The organism is Tibeticola sediminis (genome assembly GCF_003843835.1).
Classification (GTDB): domain Bacteria; phylum Pseudomonadota; class Gammaproteobacteria; order Burkholderiales; family Burkholderiaceae_C; genus Tibeticola; species Tibeticola sediminis.
This window is the reverse complement of record NZ_RKQL01000002.1, coordinates 107,931-131,141: the sequence shown is the minus strand read 5'-3', so window position 1 is coordinate 131,141 and position 23,211 is coordinate 107,931. Positions and strand designations below refer to the sequence as shown.

The window sequence follows — 23,211 nt, the reverse complement described above, 5'->3', positions numbered from 1 at the left end:
CCTAACCCAGCAAAGCCAGACGCAAACGCTGCACGCCCTCGACGATGCGGTCCACGCCGACGGTGGCAAAGCTCAGCCGCAGCGTGGCACGGTCGGGCTGGCTCGCATAAAAAGGGGCGCCTGGCACGAAGGCGACGCCGCGCTCGATGGCACGGCGCGCGAATTCGTCCCCGTCGGCGAGCGCGCCGCCCGCGCCCGTCAGCCGGGCCCACACGAACAGCCCTCCGCGCGGCGGCACGAACGCGAGGGCCGCGCCCAGCTCAAGCTGCAAGGCTTCGGTCATGGCATGGGCGCGCTCGGCGTAGACCTGACGCACCCGCGCGAGCGTCTGCGGCATGGCGCCCGAGGCGAGGTAATGGGCGGCGGTGGCCTGGGCAAAGGTGCTGGTGTGCGCGTCGCTGAACTGCTTGCACATGGTCGCCTTGGCCAGCAGCTCGGGCGGCGCGATCATCCAGCCCACGCGCAGGCCCGGGCTGAGCACCTTGCTGAGGCTGCCGCAATGCACCAGGCGTTCGCGGCTGCCGGGCACCTCGGCGCTGAGCGCGAGCAGGCTCGGCGGCGGCGGCGCGTCGAAATACAGTTCGCCGTAGGGGTCGTCCTCGACGATCAAGGTGTCGTGGCGCACCGCCATCTCCAGCACCGCGCGGCGGCGCTCGGCGCTGAGCGTCGCGCCGCTCGGGTTGCCAAAGGTCGGGATGAGATAGACGAATTTCGGACGGTGTTGCTCGATCAGGCGCTCGAGCGCGTCGGTCTGCACCCCGTCCCGGTCGATCGGCGCGCTGATGAGCTCGGCACCGTAGAGCCGAAAGCACTGGATGGTGGCGAGAAAGGTCGGCCCCTCGACGATGACCTTGTCGCCGGGCGAGATCAACGTCTTGCCGATCAGGTCGAGCGCCTGCTGGCTGCCGGTGGTGACGATGAGCTGCTCGGGCGCGACGTCGCGCGCGCCTTTGGTGGCCATGAAGGCGGCGAGTTGCTCGCGCAGCGGGCCGTAGCCTTCGGTGGCGCCATATTGCAGCGCCGCGCCGGGCTCGGCATCGAGCGCGGCATTCACCGCAGCGCGGATGCCTGCGACATCGAACAGCGCGCTGTCGGGGAAGCCGCCTGCGAAGCTGATGATGCCGGGCTTGCCCAGCAGCTTGAACAGCTCGCGGATGGCCGAGGTTTCGACATGGTCGAGGCGTTGGGCAAAAGAAATCGTCATCGTGCCCCTATTCGGTTCAGGTTTACGGATGCACAGATCGGTTCAATCGGCGTAGGATGCATCATTCTCTCCGATTCACCACCCGCGAAACGCACCCCATGCTGGACAACAGCTCCCCCCAGGAACCGCCCGATGCCCCTGCCGAGAGTGCAGCGGTACTGCGGGTCGTCTGCGCGAGCGAAGCCCGCAACGTCGAGACGCCCTACGCCACCCTGGAGCACATCCGCGATGCGGCCTTGCGGCACAACCCCCAGGTCGGCATCCACGCGGCGCTCGCGTTTCAAAGTGGATGGTTCGTGCATTGGGTCGAAGGTCCGGAGCGGGCGGTGGATGCTCTGTGCGCCCGCGTGCGCGACGACGATCGCCACTATGGCCAGCGCATCGTGCATCTGAGCCGCGGGCCGCGACTGTTGATGACGCCGTGGTCGATGATGTTGTCGACCAACCCCGAAAGCCCGCTGCTGATGCGCGAGCGCGTGCTGCACCTCACGCAACAACACGAGCGGGGTCGCCAATATGCGCCGTCCTCGGTGATGCGGCGCCTGACGGCACCGATGCAACTGCCCGAAGCCTTGGACCTGCCCGACCCAGAGTGCTACACGCGCGTGGGCCTGTGCAGCGCGGGCGGCAGCGAAGCGTTCGACCTGCTGCGCTGGCTGGCCAACGAGCGCGAGCTGTTCGTCGACTACCGGCGCTTTGCGGGCGAGAGTGGGCTCGACGCAGGCGGCGCCTTCGTCGACCAGATGTACGGTGCCTACGCGCTGCGCCTGATCGCCGTCGCGCGCGCCGACCTGCTCCACGGCTTGAGGCGCGCGCTCATGCAAGACTGGGCCATGTTCGCGCTGCTGCTTTGCAACGACCCCGAGCGCAACGCGAGTCTGCTCGACCGGGTCGAAGAGGCCTTCGAGGGCGCGATGTCGGTGCCTGAAATCGTGCTCGTTGGCTTCGACGGAGACCTCGTGGGCCAGGCGCTGCGCCACGGAGCGGCCCTGCGCCTCAACGCCCGACCCGCGCCCTATGCCGACCCCGGCCGTGCGCCGACCGTCTGGCGAGCGCTCTCGCCGCTGCTCAAGAACATCGAAGCGCCTCCCGCATCCGGCTGGCCCACGGTCGCATCGGCCGCCGCGCGCTAGCGCTCCCCGATCGTCCTGTCCAGCTGCACACCGACCGACCCGCCGCCCCTGCCTGATGCTCAAACCGAAAGCCATCGAATCGTTCTTTGCCGCGCTCGAAGCCGCAAACCCGCACCCGACGACCGAGTTGGAATACTCGAGCGTGTTCGAGTTGTTGATTGCCGTCATGCTCTCGGCCCAGGCGACCGACGCGAGTGTCAACAAAGCCACCCGAGCGCTGTTTGCGGTGGCCAACACGCCGCAGAAAGTGCTCGAGCTCGGTGTCGAGGGACTCGAGCGCTACATCAGCAGCATCGGCCTCTATCACAGCAAGGCGCGGCACATCATCGAGACCTGCCGCATCCTGGTCGAGCAGTACGGTGGTGAGGTTCCGCGATCGCGCGAAGCACTCGAATCGCTTCCCGGCGTCGGCCGCAAAACCGCGAACGTGGTGCTCAACGTCGCGTTTGGCGAACCCACGATGCCGGTGGACACGCATGTCTTTCGCGTCGCCAACCGCACCGGGCTCGCCCGCGGAAGCTCCCCCCTGGAGGTCGAGCGCCAACTGCTCGAGCGCATCCCCGAGCGCTACCGCACGCATGCCCACCACTGGCTGATCCTGCTCGGTCGGTATGTCTGCAAAGCCCGCAAGCCCGAGTGCTGGCGCTGCGTCGTCGCGCAGGTCTGCGAATACCCCGACAAGACGCCGGCACCGAAGTCCAGCACGCGCTGAGGCCGAAATTTGAGCGATTTTGCCGCTCTGCCGGCGTGAATCCGTCGTTCACTGCTATTGTTTTTGAACCTAAATCCGGCAGTTGGGCGCGCCTGGGCGGGTCGTCATCGGGCGCGCGGGCAAGGCGCAAACCGCAGACATGGCGGGTGCCATGGCGAGGATTTGCAACGCCGCCCCCGCGCCCGAGGGCGACTCGAACGGGTGCGCAGCGCTCACCCAAACGGTGAACGGCCTGCGCACCGAAAATAGTTGAGACGCCAACACCTTGCATTCAGCGAAAAGCGGTCAACTGCCGGATTTAGGTTGAAATCGAGGCATCCATGAGCGCTCGACCGCGGCGCCAAAATCCAACGCCAGCCTTGGCCAATCCGCCGCCTGCGGCAGTTCCCACCGCCGCGTGCACAACCAGTCCAGGGCACGGATGACGCCGGCGTGGGTGATCCAGACCGCGTCCGGAGCGAGGCCCTCCGCCCCTGTGCGCGGCTGGGCTCGGACTTCCTCCGCCACCGCATCGGCCGCCACCGCCACGCGCGCGAGCAGTTGCGCCACGCTCTCACCCCCGCCGACTCGGGTGTGCGCAAAGTCGGCCATCCATGCATCGAATTCCGTGCGGTCGATGGCGGCCCAGGGCTGCCCCTCCCAGCGCCCGAAGTCGAGTTCATCGAGCCGCGCATCGGCGCGCATGGGCCCGAGGTCCGGCCGCAAGGCCCGAAGCGCCTCGCCCAACAGGCGGGCGCGCCGTCGGCTCGAGCTCCACACCGGCGTCCCCGGGGCGAGCTGCGCCGCGACGGCCGCGGCCGCCCGCTGGGTCGCTGCCGGATCGGCCGCAAGGTCGAGCGCGCCATAGCAGCAACCCGGCGCGATGCCCGTCACTGGGGCGTGGCGCACGAGCAGCAGCCGGATCGGGCGATGGTCGGTGGACATCGGGGATGCGTTGTGTCGGTCACGACCCGGATCCAAAGCGGCCACCGAGGCCTACGGCAAGCCCCAGGTAAAAGCCCAACTCGGCCAGTTGCTGCGTCGCCCCCAGCCCATCGCCAGTGAAGCCCTGCAGCCGCCGTGCCAGCAGGCGCCACATCCACAAAAAGCCGAGGAACGCGCCGAGTACCGCCGCAAACCAAGGCCAAGCCGGCGCCGCAACGGCGAGCAGCATCATGGCCAGCGCCCACCACAACAGCCCCGCGAGCAGACCGGCCGCATCGATCCCGTCGGCCAGCGGCTTGCTTTTGGACCGCGGCGTGTCGCCCACATGCGGCAGCGTGGCGATCACCAGCAGCGGCAGCAGCCGCGAACTCACATGCGCAGCAAACAAAGCCCAGGCGGTGGCCAGCGCCCCACCCGCCTGCACCAGCAGGCCCAACAGCAGCACCTTGGTCAACAAAGCCAGCACCAGCGCGATGGCGCCATAGCTGCCGATGCGCGAGTCCTTCATGATCTCCAGCGCGCGCTCGCGGCTGACCGCACCGCCCAGCGCATCGGCGGTGTCGGCCAAGCCGTCCTCATGGAACGCACCCGTCAACCACACGCTGAAGGCCGTGCTCAGCACCGCCGCCACCCAGGGCGCGGCCGGCTGGGCGACCAGCGCCTGCATCCAGGCCCAGAACACCAGCGCCGTCAGCGCGCCCACCACCCAGCCCACGCCGGGGAAGTGCGCCGCGCTGGCGCGCAGCATGGCGGGCGTATAGCCCACCCAGCCCGCCAGCCGCCCGGTGACCGGGATGCGGGTGAAGAACTGAAGCGCGATCAGGAAATGCCGGATGAAGCCCATACCCTCAGCGTACCGCGGCTTGGGCGGCTGCGCTGGCCTCTTGCCGCGACACCCCGGCCGATTCGAAGCTGGCCATCTCGCGCAGGATGGCACAGGCGCTTTGCAGCAGCGGCCAGGCGAGCGCCGCGCCCGAGCCTTCGCCCAACCGCAAGCCCAGATCGAGCAAGGGTTCGGCCTTGAGGTGCGCCAGCATCAGCGCATGCCCGCGCTCGCCCGAGCGGTGCGCGTACACGCAGCGCTGCAGCACGGCGGGCTGCAGGTGGCTCGCCACCAGCACGGCCGAGGTGGCGATGAAGCCATCGACCACGATCACGCGCCGCTCGGCGGCCGCCTGCAGCACGGCGCCGACCATGGTCGCGATCTCGAAACCGCCCAGGGCCGCCAGCGCATCGAGCGGTGCCTGCGCCTGCGCATGGCGCTCGAGTACCGCGCGCAAGATGCCGATCTTGCGCTGCACCGCCGACGCATCGAGCCCCGTGCCCGCGCCGGTGCAGTCGGCAATGTCGAGCCCGGTCAAGCGGCTCATTAGCAACGAAGCAGCCGAGGTGTTGCCGATGCCCATCTCGCCGAGCAACAAGGCGTTGCCGGGCAATTCCTTGACCAGCGCAGCGCCGTTAGCCAGCGCGGCCTGGCACTGCTCCGACGTCATCGCGGGGCCTTCGAGCGCATCTGCTGTCCCCGGGCCGAGCTTGGCGATGACGAGACCCGGGCGCGGCGCGAAGTCATGGCGCACCCCGCAGTCCACGACGGTGAGGCCGATGCCGTGCTGGCGCGCGAGCACGCTCACCGCGGCACCGCCCGCCAAGAAGTTCTCGACCATCTGCCAAGTCACGTCGCTCGGATAAGCCGAGACGCCGCGCGCCGCCAGCCCGTGGTCGCCCGCGAAAACGACCAGCTGGGGTTCGCGCAGCACCGGCGCCTCGGTACCGAGAATGAGGCCCATGCGCTGCGCCAGGCGCTCGATCTGCCCGAGCGAGCCCAGTGGCTTGGTTTTGTTGTCCAGCAAGTGCTGCAAGCGCGCTGCGAGCGCGGGCTGGGTGATGTCGTCGATGATGGGAGCGGTGAAGGTCATGGTTCAATCCTTGTGAATGAGGGCGTCGAGAACGCCGGGTTCGATGTGTTGTTCCAGAAAATCGGCCAGCCCGTCGAATACGGCCTCCAGCGTGGGCGCCGTAGCACCAAACAGCGCACGCAGCACTGCCGGGTCTTCGAACAGCCCGTGCAGGTAGCTGCCCCACACATTGCCGGCGACGTTCTGCCAGGCCAGGCCCGGGACGACTTCGCGCGCCACATCGCCCCGGGCGGCCATGGCTGGATGCTGCACGGTCTGGCCGTGGTGGATTTCATAACCCGAGACCCGCACACCGGACAGCGCGTGCCAAGGGCCCACGAGCTCGCCCAGGGTCACGGTGCTGCGCCGCACCGTCTTGTCGGTGTCGAACACCGTCACCAAGGGCAGCAGCCCGAGCCCCGGCGCGTTGCCGTCGATGCCGTTCGGATCGATCAGCGCCTCGCCGAGCACCTGCAGACCCCCACAGATGCCCAGCACCGCCCGGCCCTGCGCGGCGTGATGGGCCACCGTCTGGTCCAGCCCTTGGGCACGCAGCCAGGCCAGATCGGCCGCAGTCGATTTGGAGCCGGGCAGGATGATCCAGTCCGCCCCCGCGCAGTCGGCGGGCGTGCGCGCCCACACCAGGCGCACACCGGAGATATTCTTGAGCGGCTGGAACTCGTCGAGGTTGCTGATGCGCGGCCAGGCGATCACCGCCACCGTCAGCCGCACCACACCCACCGAGCGCGAGCGGTCGTCGAAAACCCCGTCCTCTTCCGGCAGGCCGTGCTGCCACCACATCGGCAAGGTGGCGACCACCGGCACACCGGTCAGGTCCTGGAGCCTCTGCGGCGCGGGCGCCAGCAGACGCGCATCGCCCCGGAACTTGTTGAGCACGAAGCCGCGGATCAACGCGCGGTCGGCCTCGGGCAGCAGCGCCCAGGTGCCGTAGAGGTGCGCAAACGCGCCACCGCGGTCGATGTCGGTGACCAGCAGGCAGCGCGCCTGCGCATGGCGGGCCACGCGCAGGTTCACGATGTCGCTGTCCATCAGGTTGATCTCGGCCGGCGAACCGGCGCCTTCGATCAGCACCACATCGTTTTCGGCCCGCAGGGCGTCGAGTGCGGCGGTGATGGAGGGCCAGACCCTCTCGCTGCGGCCGCGCCAGGGCAGGTCGCCGAGTTCGCGGCTGACTTCGCCCATCAGCACCACCTGGCTGCGGGTGTCCGCCTCGGGCTTGAGCAGCAGCGGGTTCATGCGCACCTCGGGCTCGGAGCGCGCGGCCAGCGCCTGGAAATATTGGGCGCTGCCGATTTCGCCCTCGCCGCCCGCCACACCGGCCACCACCCGCGCGTTGTTGCTCATGTTCTGCGCCTTGAAGGGTGCGACCTTCAAGCCTTGACGGGCGTAATGGCGGCACAGCGCGGTGCTGAGCCAGCTTTTGCCTGCGCCGCTGGTCGTGCCCAGCACCATCACGCAGACGGCGCTCATCGCACGGCCTCCTGTTTCAGGTGGTCCAGCGCCTGGTCCAGCGCAGCCAGCGCCTCGGGGGGCTGCGCGCTCAGCCGCCACCAGCCCGGCAAGCCAAACGAGCGGGCATCGCGCAGCCGGATGCCGCGCGCGCGCAGGGCGGCCGCATCGATCGTCTGCGGCGGCCGTGCGCAGAGATAGGCCGTGTCGCTCGCCGCACAGGTCCAACCGTGTCGGGTCAGGCAAGCACGCAAGGCTTGGGTCCAATCGGCCAGGGTCTGGCGGCTCTGAATCACCCAGCGCTGCACCGCATCCTGCGTCCAGGCGAGCAGCATGGCCTCGCCATGCGCGCCTATGGGCCAGGACGGGGCCAGCGCTTCGAGCGTGGGCAGTTCCGCCTCGGCACCTCGAGGGGCCAGGGCATAGGCCGCACGCACACCCGTTAGCCCGAGCGCTTTGTTGGGCGACCACAGTTGCCAGACGCGATCGAGTTGCGCGGGGCTCAGCGCGCTCGCCCCGGCAAGCCGCAGCGGCGCATAGGCCCGGTCGAGCACGACGGTGCGTGAGCGGCTCGAGTCGAGCAGCGTCCGCACCGCCTCGGGCGATTCGCCCTGCCCCAGCGGACTGCCCGGGTCGCAGAGCCAAGCGAGTTGCGCCTCCTGCGGCGCGCGCACACGCTGCATGCCCCAGGCGGTGGCTGCATGGGCGTAGTCGCCGTAGGCGTGTTCGGGGGTCCAGAAGCGCTGGTCGCCCGCGCGGGCGCGCCAGGCCGTGAGGCGCTGGATGCCCTCGCTCGCGCTGGCCAGCAGCAGCACCCGCGCTGGAGCCACGCGGTGCAAGGCCGCAAGCGCGGCACGCAGCCGGGTGTAGCTCGGGTCGGGGTAACGCGTGGCATCGGCGTTCTGCACGGCGCGCAGCGCCTCGGGGCACGGGCCACAGGCGTTCGCGTTGCTGGAAAAATCCCAACGCACGGGCCCCAGCGCGTCGGTGCCGCCGTGGACGCGCGGCGTCATCTCCAGCCCCCCAGCATCCCCCCTGCCGCCAGCACCGCCAGCGCGCCGACCACCGAGCCGCAGCGACGCAGCGCCGCTGCCGTGTCCGCCGCTTCGGGTGACCGCCCGCTCGGGTTGAGCAGGTACACGCCGGGCTTGCCCAGGCGGATGCCCAGGCGCACCGCCAGCGCGCCCATGGGCCAGCCGCCGTTGGGCGACAGCGTGCGGCGCGCTTCGGCCCGAATCGCTGGGAAGTTCCGAACCCAGGTCGCCCCGGCAATCCCCAGTGCCGTGAGGCGTGCCGGCAGCCACGACAGCCCGTCGTCCACCCGGGCGGCCCACCGGCCGGCCCAGGTCCAGTCGCGGCCGCCGCGCTCGCCGAGATAGCCCCACATCGCATCGGCCGTGTTCGCATATCGGTAGACGGCTGCACCCGGCAGGCCGGCGATGGCGAACCAAAAGATGGGCGCCACCACCGAGTCGTTGAGGTTCTCGGCCAGCGTGGACAGGGCCGCTTCACGCACCTGGGTTTCGTCGAGCACGGCCACGTCGCGGCTCACCAGCCGGCCCACACGCTGCCGGCCCGCCTCGAGCGACTGCGCCAGTGCCACCTCGACCGAGCGCACCTCGTCGCGCAGCATGCGCCAGGACAGCAGCGGCTTGAGCAGCCCGCCCAACAGCAGCATCTGCCAGACCGCGCTTGGTCCGACCATGGCCTGCGCGGCGAACCACGCCAGTCCGCCGACCAGCGCCGCGCCAAGGCTCCAAGCCAGTGCACCGCTCCAAAATTCAAAGCACGGTCGCGCCGGCGTCCCGCTGGCGCGCGACACCCGCCGCCCCACCGCGCCGAGATACGCCCCCATCGCCACCACCGGATGCAGCCGCGCCGGCGGCTCGCCCCACACGAGGTCCAAGGTCAGCGCGACCAGCACCGCGCCCGCGAGCACGGCCGGGTCGGGGGTGGGCAGCCCGATGACACTCATGCAGCGATCAGGCGTGGGCGTCGCCGCTGCGCATGCCCATGCGGGAGAGCAAGTTCTGATCCGCCTCCACATCGGCATTGCCGGTCACCAGCAGCTTGTCGCCGTAGAAAATCGAGTTGGCTCCGGCCAGAAAACACAGCACCTGGATCGATTCGTCCATTTGCCGGCGCCCCGCAGACAGCCGGACTTTGGCCTTGGGCATGGTGATGCGGGCCACGGCCACGGTGCGAACGAATTCCAGCGGGTCGAGATCGGGCTGATCGGCCAAGGGGGTTCCCGGCACCTTCACCAGGTGGTTGATCGGGACCGACTCGGGGTAGGGATCCAAGTTGGCCAGCTGGGCAATCAGCCCGGCTCGGCCTGCTCGTGATTCGCCCATGCCGACGATGCCACCGCAGCAGACGCGGATACCGGCTGCGCGCACATGAGCCAGGGTGTCGAGCCGATCCTGATAGTCGCGGGTGCTGATGATGTCCCCATACAACTCCGGGGCCGTGTCGAGGTTGTGGTTGTAGTAGTCCAGGCCTGCGTCCTTGAGGCGCTTGGCCTGCTCGGACGTGAGCATCCCCAGCGTGCAACACGCCTCGAGGCCTTCGCTCTTGACCACACGGACCAATTCCTCGACCTTCGCCAAGTCACGCTCGTTCGGTGCTCGCCAGGCTGCACCCATGCAAAACCGCGAAGCACCCGCGCTCTTCGCGCCCTGAACGGCCGTGCGAACTTCGGTGCTGCTCATCATCTTGCTGGCGGTCACGCCCGTCTCGTGGTGAACCGACTGGGGACAGTACGCGCAATCCTCCGGACAACCACCGGTCTTGATCGACAGCAGCGTGGCCAGTTCCATCTGGTTCGGGTCGTGGTGCTCGCGGTGCACGGTCTGGGCGCGGTACATCAACTCGGCCAGAGGCAGGTCGAGCAAAGCCTGAACCTCGGCGACCGACCAGCATTCCGCGTTGGCAGGGCTGGGCTTGAGCGGTCGATGCACGGCGACGGGGGCTTCAATGGTGTGACTCATGGGCTTTCTCCTTGGGCTTTCAACCTAAATCCGGCAGTTGGGCGCGCCTGGGCGCGTCGTCATCGGGCGCGCGGGCAAGGCGCAAACCACAGCCATGGCGGGCGCCATGGCGAGGATTTGCAACGCCGCCCCCGCGCCCGAGGGCGACTCGAACGGGTGCGCAGCGCTCACCCAAAAGGTGAAGGGCCTGCGCACCGAAAATTGATGAAACATCAACACCTTGCTTTACGCGAGCAGCGGTCAACTGCCGAATTTAGGTTCAATCTTCGATGCCGCGCTGCGCCGGAATGCCGGCCTGGAACGCGTGCTTGACCAAGCGCATCTCGGTGACGGTGTCGGCCAGCTCGATGATCTCGGGTGGGCAACGGCGTCCGGTCAGGCAGACATGCACATGCTGGGGCCGATCACGCAGGGTTTGCAGCAGGCCGTCCAGCGGCAGCCAGCCATAGATCAGCGGATAGGTGATCTCGTCGAGTACCACCAGAAAGTGCTCGCCGCGCAGGATGGTCGCGCGCGCCCGCTCCCAGCCCTCGCGCGCCAGTTGGGCGGAGCGCTCCAGGTCTTGGCTCTTCCAGCTGAAGCCATCGCCCAGGCCCTCGATCGGGATGCCGATCTGCTCGAACATGCGGTGCTCGCCAAAGCGCGCCGTCGGCACCTTCATGAACTGGTAGATCTTCACCCCCTTGCCCCGACCCTGCGCGCGCAGCGCCAGGCCGAAGGCCGCCGTGCTTTTGCCTTTGCCGTCGCCGGTGTGGACGATGAGCAGGCCGCGACGTTCGCCCTCGGGCTTGTCATAGGGCTTCTCGCTCGGTGGGGTTTCAATCTGCATGGCGAAGCTCCGTCAGGTGTTGGGACGTGGGAGCACCACCCACTGTCCCTGGAGATGGTGCACAGCGATGCGCTGGTCGAACACCGCCTCCAGCGCGCGGTGGGTGTTCGGGTCGGCACAGCGACCCTGGTGGGTCACCCGGCCCTGCGCCATCACCACCAGTTCGTCGGCGTGCAAGGCCATCCCGATCTCATGCAGCACACTCACCACGGTCCGGCCCGCGCACACGAGCCTGCGCACGAGTTCCAGCCAGTCGGCCTGGTGCGGTGGGTCGAGATTGGCGAGCGGCTCGTCCATCAGCAGCACCTGGGCCTCGACGGCCAGGGCGCGGGCCAGAAGCACGCGCTGGCGCTCACCGCCTGAGAGCTGGCCCAGCGAGCGGCCGCGCCACTCCCAGGCCTGCGTCGCGCGCAGCGCGCGCTCCACGGCGGCGCGGTCGGCCGCGCTGGGGGCGCTGAGCCAAGCTTGATGCGGCAGACGGCCGAGCATGGCCACATCCCACACGGTCAGGTCGTCGGCACTGCCTTCGTTCTGACCGAGCCAAGCCAGCTGCTGCGCGCGCTGGCGCCGCGGCCAGTCGGCCAGGGGGCGACCCAGCAGCGCCACCGTTCCGCGGCAGGGCAACAAGCCCGCCAGCGCTTTGAGCAGCGTGGATTTGCCCGCACCATTGGGCCCGACGATGCAGGTCCAGCGGCCATGCGGCAACGCGAGCGTCAAGTCATGGAGCACCTCCGCTTCACCCAAGCGCGCCGACAGGCCACGCGCCAGAATCGCCGCAGGCTGGGTCTGCGCACGCGCGTTCACAGCCCCGCCCCCCGCGACAGCCGCGTGTTGCGCTGCATCAGCCACAACAGGTAGCCGCCGCCGAGCGCCGCGGTGAGCACACCCACCGGCAGCTCTTGCGGCGCGACCAGTCCGCGCGCCAGCGTGTCGGCGGCCATCAGCAAGGCGCCCCCCATGGCGCTGGCGAGCAGCATCAAGCGGGCGCTGGTGGTCTTGACCAGCGAGCGCACCAGATGCGGCGCGGCCAGGCCCACGAAGGCGATCAGCCCGGTCTGCGCCACGGCAGTCCCAGTCGCCAGCGCCAGCACGGCCACCAATGCGCCGCGCATGGGGACCAGCGGCAGGCCCAGGCTGCGCGCGGTCGCATCGCCCAGGCTCAGCCCGTCGAGCGCGCGCGCGAGCAAGCCAGCCGCGAGCGTGCATCCCCCCCAAACCCCGGCCATCAAAGCCACCGCGGTCCAGCCGACGAAACTGGTCGAACCCAGAAGAAACGCCTGCATCGCCTGCAGCGATTCGGGCGAGAACAGCAGCACGAGCTGAGTCAGCGCCCCCAGCACCACGCCCACCACCACGCCGGCCAGCAGCAGCCGCAGCGTGTGCGCGACACCGCGCGAGAGCAGCAACGTGAGCAGCACCGCCACCACCGCGCCCCCGAAGGCCGCGCCGGTCAGGCCCAGCCGCACCCAGACGTTGCTGGAAAACACCCCTGCGGCGGCGCCGGCGTTCATCATGGTCGCGCCCAGCATCCCGCCCGCGCCGCCCATGCCCACCAGCGCCAGCGCCACCCCCAGCGACGCCCCCGAAGCGCTGCCCAGCAGGTAGGGGTCGGCCAGCGGGTTGCGAAACAAGCCCTGCGCCACCGCCCCGGCCAGCCCGAGCAGCGCGCCCGCAGCCCACGCGCCCAGGGTGCGCGGCAGGCGGATGTCGAACACGATGCGCCGCGCCATGGCGGTGGCATCCGGGTCGGCCTGCGGGGCCAGCAGCGCTCCGATGAGGTTCTCCAAGCCCGCGCTGCCGACACACACGCCCAGCGCCGCCAGAGCCAGCGCCGCGACGATCAGCGCTGCGAGGATCCCGGACGCGCGACGGGCGTTCACCGCCGGCCTCCGGAGGCGGCGATGGCGCGCGGGGCGCGCTCGGCGAGGCAACGCGCCATCAGACGCGCGCCCTCGGCCATGCGCGGACCCGGCCGCACCAGGATGTCGGATTCTTCGACCGTGAACAGGCACAAATGCCCGCCGCGCAAGGCCCGCAACTCGGACCAGCCCGGCCGTTGCAGCAGCGCCGGACCGGTGCGGGCACCGACCATGATCAGGTCGGGATCTGCGCGCACGATGTATTCGGGGTTGAGCTTCGGGAAGGGCCCCAGCGCGGCCGGCACGATGTTTTTCGCCCCGAGGCGGCCGAGCGTCTCGCCGATGAACGAGGACTCCCCCGCGGCGTAAGGGCCAGGGTCGACCTCGAAATACACCCGGGTGCCACGCGCCGATGCGGGCACGGACTGGGCCGCCGCGCGGATCGCCGCATCGATGTGGCGCCAGACCCGATCGGCATCGTCGACCTCGAGCAGCTCGCCGAGCTTGAGCAACACCCGTCGCACGTCGGCATGGCTGCGGGGCTCGAGCGCGACCACGGGCACGCCGAGCGCGCGCAAACGATCCGCCGCGCGCGAGGAGGTCGCCATCAGCACCACATCGGGCCGCAGCGCGACGATCTGCTCGATGTTCGGATCGAGCCCCCCACCGACGCGCGGCAGGCGCTGCAGCGCTTGGGGCCACTGCGTGTAGCGGTCGACCCCGACGAGGCGGTCGCAGCGGTCGAGGGCGCACACGCTCTCGGCCAAGGACGGCAGCAGGCTCACGATGCGCTGCGGCGCGCGGGGCAGCACCACCGACACGCCGCGATCGTCCGTCACCGTGACCGGCGCGGCCCGCGCCGGCGCCACGAGCGCCCCGCACAGCCCCAGCGCGACCCACACCCACGCCCACCAACCGAGCACCCCTTTCACGATACCCCCCCTTTGAGCGTCAAGGGTAAACCCGCGCACATGAGCGTGACGCGCGCACACACCCGCGCGACGGCCTGGTTGAGGGCGCCGAGCGTGTCGACGAAGGCACGCACCTGCGCGCCGAGCGGAATCACGCCCAAGCCGATCTCGTTGCCCACCAGCACCACCGGGCCGGGCGCGGCTTCGATTGCTTCAATAAATGGAGCAATATCCGCCCATTTCACGCTGGCATCCGCCGGTTTTGGCTCCCAATCGACGGCTGCGGGCATGCACAGATTGGTCAACCACAGCGTGAGGCAATCGACGACGACCAGGGTCTCGGGTCGGCTGCATGCCGCGAGCGTCTCCGCCAGCGCCCGCGGCGCCTCCACGGTGCGCAGCCCCGGCACGCGAGCGGCGCGGTCGCGGCGGTGGCGCTCGATGCGATCGCGCATCTCCGCGTCGAACGGCTGCGCCGTGGCGATCAGAACGGCATCGTGCTTGGGCGAGGCCGCAAGCCACGCGGCGGCAAGCGTCTCGGCGCGGCGGCTTTTGCCGCTTTTCTGTCCACCCAATATGAATTCGCTGCGCGCGAGGGGCTCCACGCGGGCCGATGCCTGCGCTGCGCCCGGGCCCGCGCTGGTCTGCGAACGGACGGGCTCAGCGCTCATCGCGGTGTCCCTTCGATCGACGCGCGCATCCAGCCGCCAATGATGCGGTGCAGCTGCTCGACGCCATCGCTCAATGCGGCCGGCCCGGGCTGCAGGATGTCGGCCGACTTGATCTCGAACAGCTGCCCGTGCCGCACCGCGGGCACGTCCTGCCAGCCGGGCCGCGCGGCGACCCGCTCGGGGCGAAACTTCTTGCCGCACCAGGAACCGATGATGATGTCGGGTGCGCGCCGCACCACTTCGGCCGGGTCTGCGATGATGCGCTGCTTGCCCAGCGGCTCGGCGGCCAGCTCCGGGAAGATGTCCTCGCCGCCCGCAATCCCGACCAGCTCCGACACCCAGCGGATCGCGCTGATGGCGGGCTCGTCCCATTCCTCAAAATACACCCGGGGCCTCCGCGCGCCCGCGCGCACCAGTGCGCCGGCCTCAGCCGCGATGTCGTCGAGCCGCGCGCGCAGCGCGGCGAGGCCCGCCGCCCCCGCCTCGGCGCAACCGACGATGGCCGCTACTTGGTACAGCATGGCGAAAATCTCGTCCACGCTGCGCTGGTTGAACACGGTCACCGGCACCCCGGCGCGTATCAAGGCAGCGGCGATGTCGGCTTGCAGGTCGGAAAAGCCCAACACGCAGTCGGGCTGCAGCGCCAGAATCTGATCGATCTTGGCGCTCAGAAACGCGCTGACCTTGGGCTTTTCCGCGCGCGCGCGCCGCGGCCGTACCGTGTAGCCGCTGATGCCGACGATGCGCGCCTCCTGCCCGAGCAGGTACAGCCACTCGGTCGTCTCCTCAGTCAGGCAAACGATGCGTTGGGGGAGCCAATTTTCGAGGAAATTCATGGCTAACCCAGCGTAAAAAGGTCTTCTGTTGCTTCCAAATTAGAAGCAAACCAGGCGTGGAAGTAGCTTGCCCGCAGCGCCCCCAGGCCGTACACCGCTTCGGGCTGGCCGCGGCCGGTCGCGGGTTCGGTGTGCGCCACCGGCAGCAGCGGCGTGGTCAGCGTCGAATAGTGAAAGCTGTGCCCCCGCAATTCCCCGCGGGACGTGCGCCAGCGCTGCGCGCCCAGCGCCGCCAGCCGCGGCTGCATCGCCACCTCCCCCGGCAACAGGCCCCACATCGGCACACGCACCCCATCGGCCAAGGTGATCGCGTCGAACAAGGGCATCATGCCGCCGCACTCGGCCCAGACCGGCTTGCCGGCGGCGATGTGCGCCGCCAACGAGGTGCGGCAGCGCATGCCCTGCTGCAGCGCGTCGGCATGCAGCTCGGGGTAGCCGCCTGGCAGCCAGAGCGCATCGCAGTCCGGCACCGGTTCATCGGCCAGCGGGGAGAAGAACACCAACTCAGCGCCGAGCGCGCGCAAGGTGTCGAGGTTGGCCGGGTAGATGAAACAAAACGCCGCGTCGCGCGCCACGGCTACCGTGCGCCCCCGCAGCAAGGGTGCCACCGGCTGCTCGGGTGGCGCCTCAAAGGCCACCGCCCAGCGCTGCCAGCCCGCGGCGTCCAGTCGACCCAGCGGCGTGTATTCGAGCGCGTCGGCCAGCGCATCGAGCCGCTGCTGCGCGTCGGGCAATTCGGCTGCCGATGTCAAACCCAGATGCCGCTCGGGCAGCGCAAAGCCCGTATCGCGGCGCAAACCCCCCAGCCACCCCGCGTCGATGCCACCGGGCTGGACCCCCAGATCGTCCGCGCGCACCGAAGCCCGCAGCATCTGCTCGTGCCCCTCGCTGGCCACGCGGTTGGCCAGCACGCCCGCCCAGGGCAGGCCGGGTCGGTAGTGGCGCAGGCCGTGCACCAGGGCGCCAAAGGTGCCGGCCATGGCGCCGGCGTCGATCACCGCCAGCACCGGAAGGCCGAGCTTCACCGCCAGGTCGGCCGCGCTGGGCTCGCCGTCGAACAGCCCCATCACCCCTTCGATCAGGATCAGGTCGCTATGGGCGGCCGCGTCGTGCAGCCGCGCGCGGATGTCGGTCTCGCCATTGATCCAAAGGTCGAGGTTGTCCACCGGTTGACCGCTGGCCAGCGCATGCCAATGCGGGTCCAGAAAGTCCGGCCCGCACTTGAACACCCGCACCCGAGCGCCGCGCCGCGTCCACAGCCGCGCGAGCGCCGCCGTGACCGTGGTTTTGCCCTGGCCCGAGGCCGGGGCCGAGATCAACAGCGCGGGGCAGGTGGCGCTCGGCATGGCGCAGTCCGGCGCGGGTTTTCAGCTCAGCGCGGTGCCCACTGCAGCGCCAGCCACAGACTGCGACCCGGCGTTGCGTAGGTGTTGGCCAGTTGGTAGGACTTGTCGGCCAGGTTGTCCAGCCGGGCGCTGAGCGTCCAGTCGCGCGTGAGCGGACGGCTGGCGGTCAGGTTGAGCAGGCCGTATCCGCCCAGCGCCACCTTGTTGGCCGCGTCGTCGTAACGCATCGCCGAGAGCTGCCACTCCGCGCCCCAGCGCCAGCCGGCCCATTGCAGGTCGGCGCCGACGAAGGCATGCTCACGCGCACGGCGTGCCAGCCGCTTGCCGGTGGTCTCGTCACGTGGGTTCTGCAGATCGAGCGAGGCGCGCCAATCCACCCCCGCCCATCGCGTCTGGCCCGAGAGCGTCAAGCCCTCGTACTGCGCGCGCGCGGTGTTCGTGTAGCAGCCAAAGCTCGACGCACAGCCCCCCGGCGCGCCAAAGCTGATGAGGTTGCGCACGCGGTTGCGGTAGAGCACCGCGCTGAACGCGTCGCTGCCTTGGGCGTACTTGAGGCCGAGCTCGACGTTGCGCGCGGTCTCGGGCACGAGCGTCGGCTGGCCATAAACGCTGAAACGCTGATAGAGCGTCGGCACGCGAAAGGCCGTGCCAGCAGCAACCGTCGCCCGCCAAGACGGTGTCCATGCGTAGCCATAAGCCACGCTGCCGGTCGCCTTGCCGCCGAATTCACTGTCGTCGTCGTGCCGCAGATTGAGCTGTACGCTGTGCACCGCGCCCAGATAGCCCCAGCCCGCAGCCACGGCGTTCTGCGCGCGGCTGCGGTCGATGGGCGCGTTCTGCAACGCATCCTCTCGCCGCTCCAGCACCAGCGTCGCACGCTGTGCGCCCTGGCGCCATTCGTTGTGCGCCGTGAGGTTGCGCAAGTGCGTGATCGTCAGGTAGGGCGAAGGCTCGGTCTCATACCGCTGGCGGGCATCGGTGACCGAAAAACGGCTCGTCAGCGCGTCGTTCCAGCGCGCGCGCCAGCCGAGCCCCACGGTTTCCAGTTTGTGCCGGTTGCGGTCGTCGGCGCCCGGCAGAAAACCGTCGTACTGGCTGTCGAGACGGCTGGAAAGCGCCGTCAACTCCAGCCGATGCTGCGCGCTGGCGTCGTAGCCGAGCCGCATGCTCGCCGAGTCGCTTTCGTAGCCATCGCGGTCCGGATTCGCCGTCGCCACGGTGCGCGCGTTGAACCCGTCGCTGCGCTGGTGCGCGAGCGACAGCGCATAGTCCCAGCCTCCGGAAGCGCCCGAAAGCGCCGCGTCGATGCCCCGCGTGGCATACGTCCCAGCGCCAACGCGGATCGAGGGCTGCAACGCCCCCTCGCCCCGGCGCGTGAAGAGCGCAATCACCCCAGCCATCGCGTCCGAACCATAAACCGCCGCCGCGGGGCCGCGCAGGATCTCAATGCGCTCGATCAGCGACAGAGGAATGCTCTCCCACACGGCGCCGCCCGTGGATTGGCTGTCGAGCCGCACCCCGTCGAGGTAGACCGCGGTAAAGCGCGTCTCAGCCCCGCGGATGAACACGCTGGTGTTGGTGCCTGGACCGCCGTTGCGGCTGATTTCGATACCTGGCTGGCGGGCCAGTAGATCGGCTACGCCAACCGCGCCGCTTTGCTCGATGGCCGCGCGGTCGAGCACCGTCACGTCGGCGAGCACTTCGGGCAGCGGCTGCGGCGCGCGCGCCGCGGTCACGAACATGGGTGGCAGCGCCGCAGACGGCACATCGGCGGCCTGGGCGACAGAAACCCCGAGGATCGGGACGATGGCAGAAGGCCAGGCGAGGGCGAGCGCAGAGCGGCGCAGGCGCCGACGCGTAAGAACGAGCGATATCGACATGGAACGAACAGCAGATTTGGGCGCCCTCACCGACCTCCCCGTCGGTGCCTGGGCTGTGTCGGCATGACCCTCGTCGGGCACATGCCACCGTGTTGGCCGGTATCCGGGCTGATGGAGCGACCTTCGGCGCCTTCCCAAACGCGTGCAGCACGCGCCCAGTGGCTGATTGCCGAAAACGGAGCCCTCCGAAGAAAGACTCGTCCACTTACCGTTGCGGGGGCAGCGCAGGTTAGATCGACCCGGCTCTGGGCCTCTCCCCCTGCTTCCCGTTGAACCGCGACAACCGAACGCTGCCGCAGGCACCAACGGGCGCGATTGTAGACCGCCACGATCCGGAGCTCGCCCGCGCCGCGCCACCCGAGCGTGCCCCCAGAAGCCGCACCCGGTCGATACAATCCGCCATCCTTGCAACACCCGCGCCATGAACCCACCGGACCCGATCGACGCCCTCAGTGACCGCGTGGAGCGGCTGTTGCTGCGTCACGAACAGCTGCTGCGTGCCAATGAGCTGCTGCAAGCCCAGCTCACCGCCGTCACCCGTGAGCGTGATGCGCTGCGCCAGCGCCTGCGGGAAGCCCGCTCGAGAGTCGACGCCCTCATCGCTCGCCTGCCGGCCGAAGACGAGCCTGGAGAAACTCCCGCATGAAGCAGCTCGAAGTGCAGATCATGGGACAGAGCTACGTGCTCTCCTGCCCCGATGGCGGGGAAGCCCGCTTGCTCGAAGCCGTCGCACGCGTCGATACGGCCATGTGTCGCATCCGGGATGCGGGCAAGCTGCGCGCCCGCGACCGCATCGCGGTGCTCGCGGCGCTCAACCTCGCCTACGACCTCGCCGACCGCCCGGCAGCTGCCGCTGCGAGTGCGCCGTCGAATGCACCAGCCGACCCCGACTCCACACAGCGCATCGAGCAATTGATTGCGCGCATCGACGAACAGCTGGCGCGGGATCAGCAGTTGCTCTAACCTGCAGCCGGGCTTCGGGCTGTTTGGCGCGTGCAGGCGCCTTCCGCCTCGCCTTCCTCTACAATCCAAAGCGTCTGCGGCGCAGGTCGGGCCATATAGTTCCTTGAACCAATGCTCTTTGAGCACGGGCTTGGTACATTGCCTGTCGAGCGTGATCGTCTCGCGTCAGATGAACCCAACGGCAGGCTGCCCTCGCCCACCTGAACCCCCGGTTCAGGATGACGGTTCGGCGGCGTCCGCAGACACCTTTCCACCGTCTGCAACGTCCCCACCCTCAGCACGCGCAGCGTTCGGCTTGCGTCGCGCGCCCGGCGGACGCACCATCCCCCATCCATGCTTGAACCGTCCCTGATCCTGGAACTCGCGCTGCTCGGCACCGTCACGGGCTTTCTCGCGGGCTTGCTGGGCATCGGTGGTGGCATGGTCATGACGCCCTTCCTCACCTGGATGCTCACGCAACGCGGCGTCAGCGCGGATCTTGCGGTGAAGGTCGCCATCGCCACCTCGATGTCCACGATCGTGTTCACGGCTCTCTCCAGCGTGCGCGCCCACCATCGCCGCGGTGCCGTGCGCTGGGACTTGGTTCGGGCACTGGCGCCGGGCATCATCCTCGGCTCGCTGCTCGCCAGCCTCGGCGCCTTCAGCGTGCTCAAAGGCACGACGCTCGCTTTGGTCTTTGCGGCCTTCGTCACCTTCTCGGCCACCCAGATGCTGCTCGACCGCAAGCCGCCCGCAAGCCGCACCGTCCCCGGCCCGCTGGGCCTTTGGGGCGCAGGTGGAGCGATCGGCTTTCTGTCCGGCCTGGTGGGTGCGGGTGGCGGCTTCCTCAGCGTTCCGTTCATGACGCGCTGCAACGTGGCCATCCACCAAGCGGTCGCCACATCCGCGGCTTTGGGCTTTCCGATCGCGCTCAGCAACACCGTCGGCTACATCCTGGCGGGGCACGGACTCGCGGGTCGCCCGCCGCTGTCCCTGGGCTATGTGTGGCTGCCAGCCCTGCTCGTCATCGCCAGTGCCAGCGTCTTGACGGCCCCCTGGGGCGCACGCGCAGCCCACGCCATGGCGGTCAAGCCCCTCAAACGGCTCTTCGCCTTCATCCTCTATGGACTCGCCGCCTACATGCTCTACAAAGCCAGCCGCGGTTGAACCTAAACGCGCCCAACTGCCGGATTTAGGGTAACGCTGAATAAGTTCCTGCGATGGCGCGCGCCCGGATGCGGGATGGGATGCGAGGCGCAAACCGCAGCCATAGCCGCAGCTATGGCGAGGCTTTGCAACGACGCAGACCGCCCGCAGCCGGGATGCGCGGCGCGCGAGGGACTTGTTCAGCGTTGCCTTAGGTTGAACGGTCGAGAGCTTCGGCACCTCCGCAGCGCGGTCACGCCTGATCGGAACGTCCAAGGCCGCCCGTCCTTCAGCCTTGTCCCAGGATCAGTGGGGCGCGCACCAAGGCGCCGTGTCGTGCATCACATCCATCCACAAGGCATAGGCTGAGACGACCGCAAGCGCCAGCCCGGCGATCCGCATGCCCCAGTCACCCGAACCCAGCGTGCGCAAGCGCAGCAACAGCCAAGGCGCAGCCATCAAGGCCAGGCTCGACGCCGCGGCAAACACCGCCATGCTCAAGGCCCCCTCGAGCGGGCCGCCACTGAGCGCGGCAACCATCAGCGCCGAGTACAGCAGCCCGCAGGGCATGAAGGCCCAAAGCACGCCGATCAACAAAGGAGCCCGTCGGCCATAACGGGCTTGCAAGGCCCGCACGCGCACCCACAGCGATCTCGCCGCTTCATCGAGCCAAGCCGGTTGACGCGCCTGAACCAGCAGCAGCAAACCGAGCACGACCGCCGCCACATGGAGCAGGGTCCAAAGCGGCCGGATAGCCACGCTCTGCGTGGTCAGCCACCCCAAGCCCTGCACCGAAACCGCCGCCGCCGCACCCAAGGCGGAATAACCCAGAACCCGTCCCAACTGAAAGATCCACATCGCCGAGGTTCCGTGCGGTTCGGCGGCGCGCCCAATACCGGCACACGCGGCGCCACACATCGCAATGCAATGCGGCCCACCCGCGAAGCCCATCAACGCTGCGGTGGCAACTAAAGCGGTCTGCATGCCGCGGTTTTAGATGATTTTCGAAAACCGTGCCCGATTCTGGTCGGCCTGAAGATAACGATCGAACACCATCGCCACCGCGCGAACGAAGAACCAGCCCTGGGGCGTGACCACCAGGGAGTCGTTCGTCAGCCGCACCAGTCCCTGCTCCTCCAGCCGCTTGAGCGCCTCGAGCTCGGCTGAAAAATAGCTGCGGAAATCGATCAGATGCGCCAATTCGACCGACTCGAAGAGCACCTCACCCTGGCACATTATTGCCATGATGACGCTGCGCCGGAGAAGGTCGTCTCGGCTCAGCGCCAAGCCGCGCACGACGGGAAAGCGCCCATGGTCGAGATGGTCGCAATACTCTTCGAGCGTCTTGGCGTTCTGGCTGTAGCTCGCCCCCACACGGCCGATCGCCGAAACCCCGAGCGCGATCAAGTCGCAGTCCGGCTGCGTGCTGTACCCCTGAAAATTCCGGTGCAGACGCCCCTGGCGCTTGGCCACTGCCAGCGCATCGTTGGGGCGCGCGAAATGGTCCATCCCGATGTAGACATAGCCGGCGTCGGTGAAGGCATCGAGCGAGCGCGCCAGCATCAAGACTTTGTTGGCCGCCGGTGGAAGCTCAGCACTGTGGATGCGGCGCTGAGGCTTGAAGCGCTCGGGCAGATGCGCGTAGGCATAGAGCGCGATCCGGTCGGGCTGGATCTGGACCACCTGCTCCAAGGTGCGCTCGAAAGATTCGGGCGTCTGCCGCGGCAGACCATAAATCAGGTCGACGTTGACCGACTCGAAGCCGATTCGCCGGGCGGCCTCCATCAGGGCCGCCACCTGTTCGTAGGGTTGCACACGGTGCACCGCTTTTTGCACTTCCGGGTCGAAGTCCTGCACGCCGAAGCTGATGCGATTGAAGCCCAGCGCCGCGATCTGCTCCAGGCGTGCCGCATCCACTGTGCGCGGGTCGATTTCGATGGAATACTCACCGCCCGGAACCAGCCTGAACGCCCGCCGCAACATCTGCATCAACTCGGCCAGTTCCGCGTCCGACAAAAAGGTCGGGCTGCCGCCTCCGAGGTGCAATTGCGAAACGGCCTGCCCCGGCCCGATGTGCTGGAGATGCAAATCCACCTCCCGGCTCAGATAGCGCAGATACGGCTGCGCTCGCTCGTGGTGCCGCGTGATGATCTTGTTGCACGCGCAGTAGTAGCAGAGCGATTCACAAAAAGGGATGTGCACGTACAAAGACAGCGGGGCCGTCGCCGCCACCCCGTCCCGCCGCTGGTCGAGAAAACGACCATATTCCTCCGGTCCGAAGGCTTCGACGAATCGATCGGCCGTCGGGTAAGAGGTGTAGCGAGGCCCCGGAATGTCATACCGGGCCAGAAGTTCGGGCGAGACCACACTCATGGCAAATCTTCCAAGATGAAAGTAGCCGCACTATGCCCGTTCGCTCGTGCCCTGGGCTTGATGCGCATCAAGCACGGGCGCTGGCGCGCG

At 68.9% G+C, this 23,211-nt stretch carries 25 protein-coding genes, 1 other RNA gene and 1 riboswitch; of the genes, 6 read left to right on the top strand and 20 right to left on the bottom strand.

Features of this window, described 5'->3' with window-relative positions; all coding sequences use genetic code 11:
* Position 1: 1 nt before the first annotated feature.
* A complete protein-coding gene (locus tag EDC62_RS05555; RefSeq protein ID WP_211330940.1) occupies positions 2 to 1,198 on the bottom strand; it encodes an aminotransferase-like domain-containing protein in 1,197 nt (398 codons plus the stop codon).
* A 104-nt stretch (positions 1,199 to 1,302) separates the two neighbouring features.
* Here EDC62_RS05555 and EDC62_RS05550 point away from each other — a divergent pair, with 104 nt between their 5' ends.
* Both EDC62_RS05550 and nth read left to right on the top strand, forming a co-directional pair.
* On the top strand, positions 1,303 to 2,337 hold the full coding sequence (locus EDC62_RS05550; RefSeq protein ID WP_170159022.1) for a BLUF domain-containing protein: 1,035 nt from the start codon (positions 1,303 to 1,305) through the stop codon (positions 2,335 to 2,337).
* A gap of 55 nt (positions 2,338 to 2,392) precedes the next feature.
* Positions 2,393 to 3,049 (top strand): endonuclease III, encoded by a 657-nt coding sequence (nth, locus tag EDC62_RS05545; protein ID WP_124221410.1) that lies wholly within the window; start codon positions 2,393 to 2,395, stop codon positions 3,047 to 3,049.
* A gap of 69 nt (positions 3,050 to 3,118) precedes the next feature.
* Here nth and EDC62_RS05540 read toward each other — a convergent pair whose 3' ends face one another.
* Genes EDC62_RS05540 through EDC62_RS05460 form a run of 17 tightly spaced genes read right to left on the bottom strand, consistent with a single transcriptional unit; the run spans position 3,119 to position 18,660 of the window.
* Positions 3,119 to 3,310: a hypothetical protein gene (locus EDC62_RS05540; RefSeq protein ID WP_124221408.1), complete on the bottom strand. Its 192-nt coding sequence runs from the start codon at positions 3,308 to 3,310 to the stop codon at positions 3,119 to 3,121.
* Between the two features lie 24 nt (positions 3,311 to 3,334).
* Entirely contained in the window at positions 3,335 to 3,973 is a 639-nt protein-coding gene (locus EDC62_RS05535; protein ID WP_124221406.1) for a histidine phosphatase family protein, read from the bottom strand.
* A gap of 19 nt (positions 3,974 to 3,992) precedes the next feature.
* Positions 3,993 to 4,817, bottom strand: coding sequence for an adenosylcobinamide-GDP ribazoletransferase (locus EDC62_RS05530; protein ID WP_124221404.1), 825 nt, complete (start codon positions 4,815 to 4,817; stop codon positions 3,993 to 3,995).
* A gap of 4 nt (positions 4,818 to 4,821) precedes the next feature.
* Positions 4,822 to 5,889 (bottom strand): nicotinate-nucleotide--dimethylbenzimidazole phosphoribosyltransferase, encoded by a 1,068-nt coding sequence (cobT, locus tag EDC62_RS05525; RefSeq protein ID WP_124221403.1) that lies wholly within the window; start codon positions 5,887 to 5,889, stop codon positions 4,822 to 4,824.
* Positions 5,890 to 5,892: 3 nt separating this feature from the next.
* Complete coding sequence (locus EDC62_RS05520) at positions 5,893 to 7,359, bottom strand: cobyric acid synthase (RefSeq protein WP_245968767.1); 1,467 nt, start codon at positions 7,357 to 7,359, stop codon at positions 5,893 to 5,895.
* Positions 7,356 to 8,351 carry an aminotransferase class I/II-fold pyridoxal phosphate-dependent enzyme gene (locus EDC62_RS05515; RefSeq protein WP_124221401.1) on the bottom strand — a complete coding sequence of 332 codons (996 nt, stop codon included), beginning with the start codon at positions 8,349 to 8,351 and terminating at the stop codon, positions 7,356 to 7,358. Before EDC62_RS05515 ends, EDC62_RS05520 begins: the two co-directional genes overlap by 4 nt.
* Entirely contained in the window at positions 8,348 to 9,313 is a 966-nt protein-coding gene (gene cbiB, locus EDC62_RS05510) for an adenosylcobinamide-phosphate synthase CbiB (RefSeq protein WP_124221399.1), read from the bottom strand. Before cbiB ends, EDC62_RS05515 begins: the two co-directional genes overlap by 4 nt.
* 7 nt (positions 9,314 to 9,320) lie before the next feature.
* Positions 9,321 to 10,328: a biotin synthase BioB gene (gene bioB / locus EDC62_RS05505; protein WP_124221397.1), complete on the bottom strand. Its 1,008-nt coding sequence runs from the start codon at positions 10,326 to 10,328 to the stop codon at positions 9,321 to 9,323.
* Positions 10,329 to 10,352: 24 nt separating this feature from the next.
* Positions 10,353 to 10,541 carry a hypothetical protein gene (locus EDC62_RS05500; RefSeq protein WP_124221395.1) on the bottom strand — a complete coding sequence of 63 codons (189 nt, stop codon included), beginning with the start codon at positions 10,539 to 10,541 and terminating at the stop codon, positions 10,353 to 10,355.
* Positions 10,542 to 10,587: 46 nt separating this feature from the next.
* Positions 10,588 to 11,157 (bottom strand): cob(I)yrinic acid a,c-diamide adenosyltransferase, encoded by a 570-nt coding sequence (gene cobO, locus EDC62_RS05495; RefSeq protein ID WP_124221393.1) that lies wholly within the window; start codon positions 11,155 to 11,157, stop codon positions 10,588 to 10,590.
* Between the two features lie 12 nt (positions 11,158 to 11,169).
* Positions 11,170 to 11,961: an ABC transporter ATP-binding protein gene (locus tag EDC62_RS05490; RefSeq protein ID WP_245968766.1), complete on the bottom strand. Its 792-nt coding sequence runs from the start codon at positions 11,959 to 11,961 to the stop codon at positions 11,170 to 11,172.
* Positions 11,958 to 13,037 (bottom strand): FecCD family ABC transporter permease, encoded by a 1,080-nt coding sequence (locus EDC62_RS05485; protein ID WP_124221391.1) that lies wholly within the window; start codon positions 13,035 to 13,037, stop codon positions 11,958 to 11,960. The genes EDC62_RS05490 and EDC62_RS05485 overlap by 4 nt, the downstream gene beginning before the upstream one ends.
* Positions 13,034 to 13,906 (bottom strand): ABC transporter substrate-binding protein, encoded by an 873-nt coding sequence (locus EDC62_RS05480; protein ID WP_245968788.1) that lies wholly within the window; start codon positions 13,904 to 13,906, stop codon positions 13,034 to 13,036. The genes EDC62_RS05485 and EDC62_RS05480 overlap by 4 nt, the downstream gene beginning before the upstream one ends.
* Positions 13,907 to 13,944: 38 nt before the next feature.
* Positions 13,945 to 14,598 carry a bifunctional adenosylcobinamide kinase/adenosylcobinamide-phosphate guanylyltransferase gene (locus tag EDC62_RS05475; protein WP_124221389.1) on the bottom strand — a complete coding sequence of 218 codons (654 nt, stop codon included), beginning with the start codon at positions 14,596 to 14,598 and terminating at the stop codon, positions 13,945 to 13,947.
* Complete coding sequence (locus EDC62_RS05470) at positions 14,595 to 15,434, bottom strand: ABC transporter substrate-binding protein (RefSeq protein WP_124221387.1); 840 nt, start codon at positions 15,432 to 15,434, stop codon at positions 14,595 to 14,597. Before EDC62_RS05470 ends, EDC62_RS05475 begins: the two co-directional genes overlap by 4 nt.
* Before the next feature lie 2 nt (positions 15,435 to 15,436).
* Positions 15,437 to 16,780, bottom strand: coding sequence for a cobyrinic acid a,c-diamide synthase CobB (locus tag EDC62_RS05465; protein WP_124221385.1), 1,344 nt, complete (start codon positions 16,778 to 16,780; stop codon positions 15,437 to 15,439).
* A 26-nt stretch (positions 16,781 to 16,806) separates the two neighbouring features.
* The gene (locus EDC62_RS05460) at positions 16,807 to 18,660 is read right to left on the bottom strand and encodes a TonB-dependent receptor domain-containing protein (protein WP_124221382.1); all 1,854 of its coding nucleotides are present in this window, start codon (positions 18,658 to 18,660) and stop codon (positions 16,807 to 16,809) included.
* 77 nt (positions 18,661 to 18,737) lie between these two features.
* Positions 18,738 to 18,982, bottom strand: a riboswitch (cobalamin riboswitch).
* A gap of 99 nt (positions 18,983 to 19,081) precedes the next feature.
* Between EDC62_RS05460 and EDC62_RS05455 the strand changes: the two genes are divergently transcribed.
* The 4 genes from EDC62_RS05455 (at position 19,082) to EDC62_RS05440 (ending at position 20,769) form a co-directional block, all read left to right on the top strand.
* Positions 19,082 to 19,306, top strand: coding sequence for a DUF904 domain-containing protein (locus EDC62_RS05455; RefSeq protein ID WP_124221380.1), 225 nt, complete (start codon positions 19,082 to 19,084; stop codon positions 19,304 to 19,306).
* A complete protein-coding gene (locus tag EDC62_RS05450; RefSeq protein ID WP_124221377.1) occupies positions 19,303 to 19,623 on the top strand; it encodes a cell division protein ZapA in 321 nt (106 codons plus the stop codon). Before EDC62_RS05455 ends, EDC62_RS05450 begins: the two co-directional genes overlap by 4 nt.
* A 68-nt stretch (positions 19,624 to 19,691) precedes the next feature.
* Positions 19,692 to 19,872, top strand: a non-coding RNA gene (gene ssrS / locus EDC62_RS05445) — 6S RNA.
* Between the two features lie 84 nt (positions 19,873 to 19,956).
* Positions 19,957 to 20,769 carry a sulfite exporter TauE/SafE family protein gene (locus tag EDC62_RS05440; protein WP_124221375.1) on the top strand — a complete coding sequence of 271 codons (813 nt, stop codon included), beginning with the start codon at positions 19,957 to 19,959 and terminating at the stop codon, positions 20,767 to 20,769.
* 285 nt (positions 20,770 to 21,054) lie between these two features.
* Here EDC62_RS05440 and EDC62_RS05435 read toward each other — a convergent pair whose 3' ends face one another.
* Complete coding sequence (locus EDC62_RS05435; RefSeq protein ID WP_124221373.1) at positions 21,055 to 21,732, bottom strand: sulfite exporter TauE/SafE family protein; 678 nt, start codon at positions 21,730 to 21,732, stop codon at positions 21,055 to 21,057.
* A gap of 9 nt (positions 21,733 to 21,741) precedes the next feature.
* Positions 21,742 to 23,121, bottom strand: coding sequence for an oxygen-independent coproporphyrinogen III oxidase (gene hemN / locus EDC62_RS05430; RefSeq protein ID WP_124221371.1), 1,380 nt, complete (start codon positions 23,119 to 23,121; stop codon positions 21,742 to 21,744).
* Positions 23,122 to 23,211: the final 90 nt, after the last annotated feature.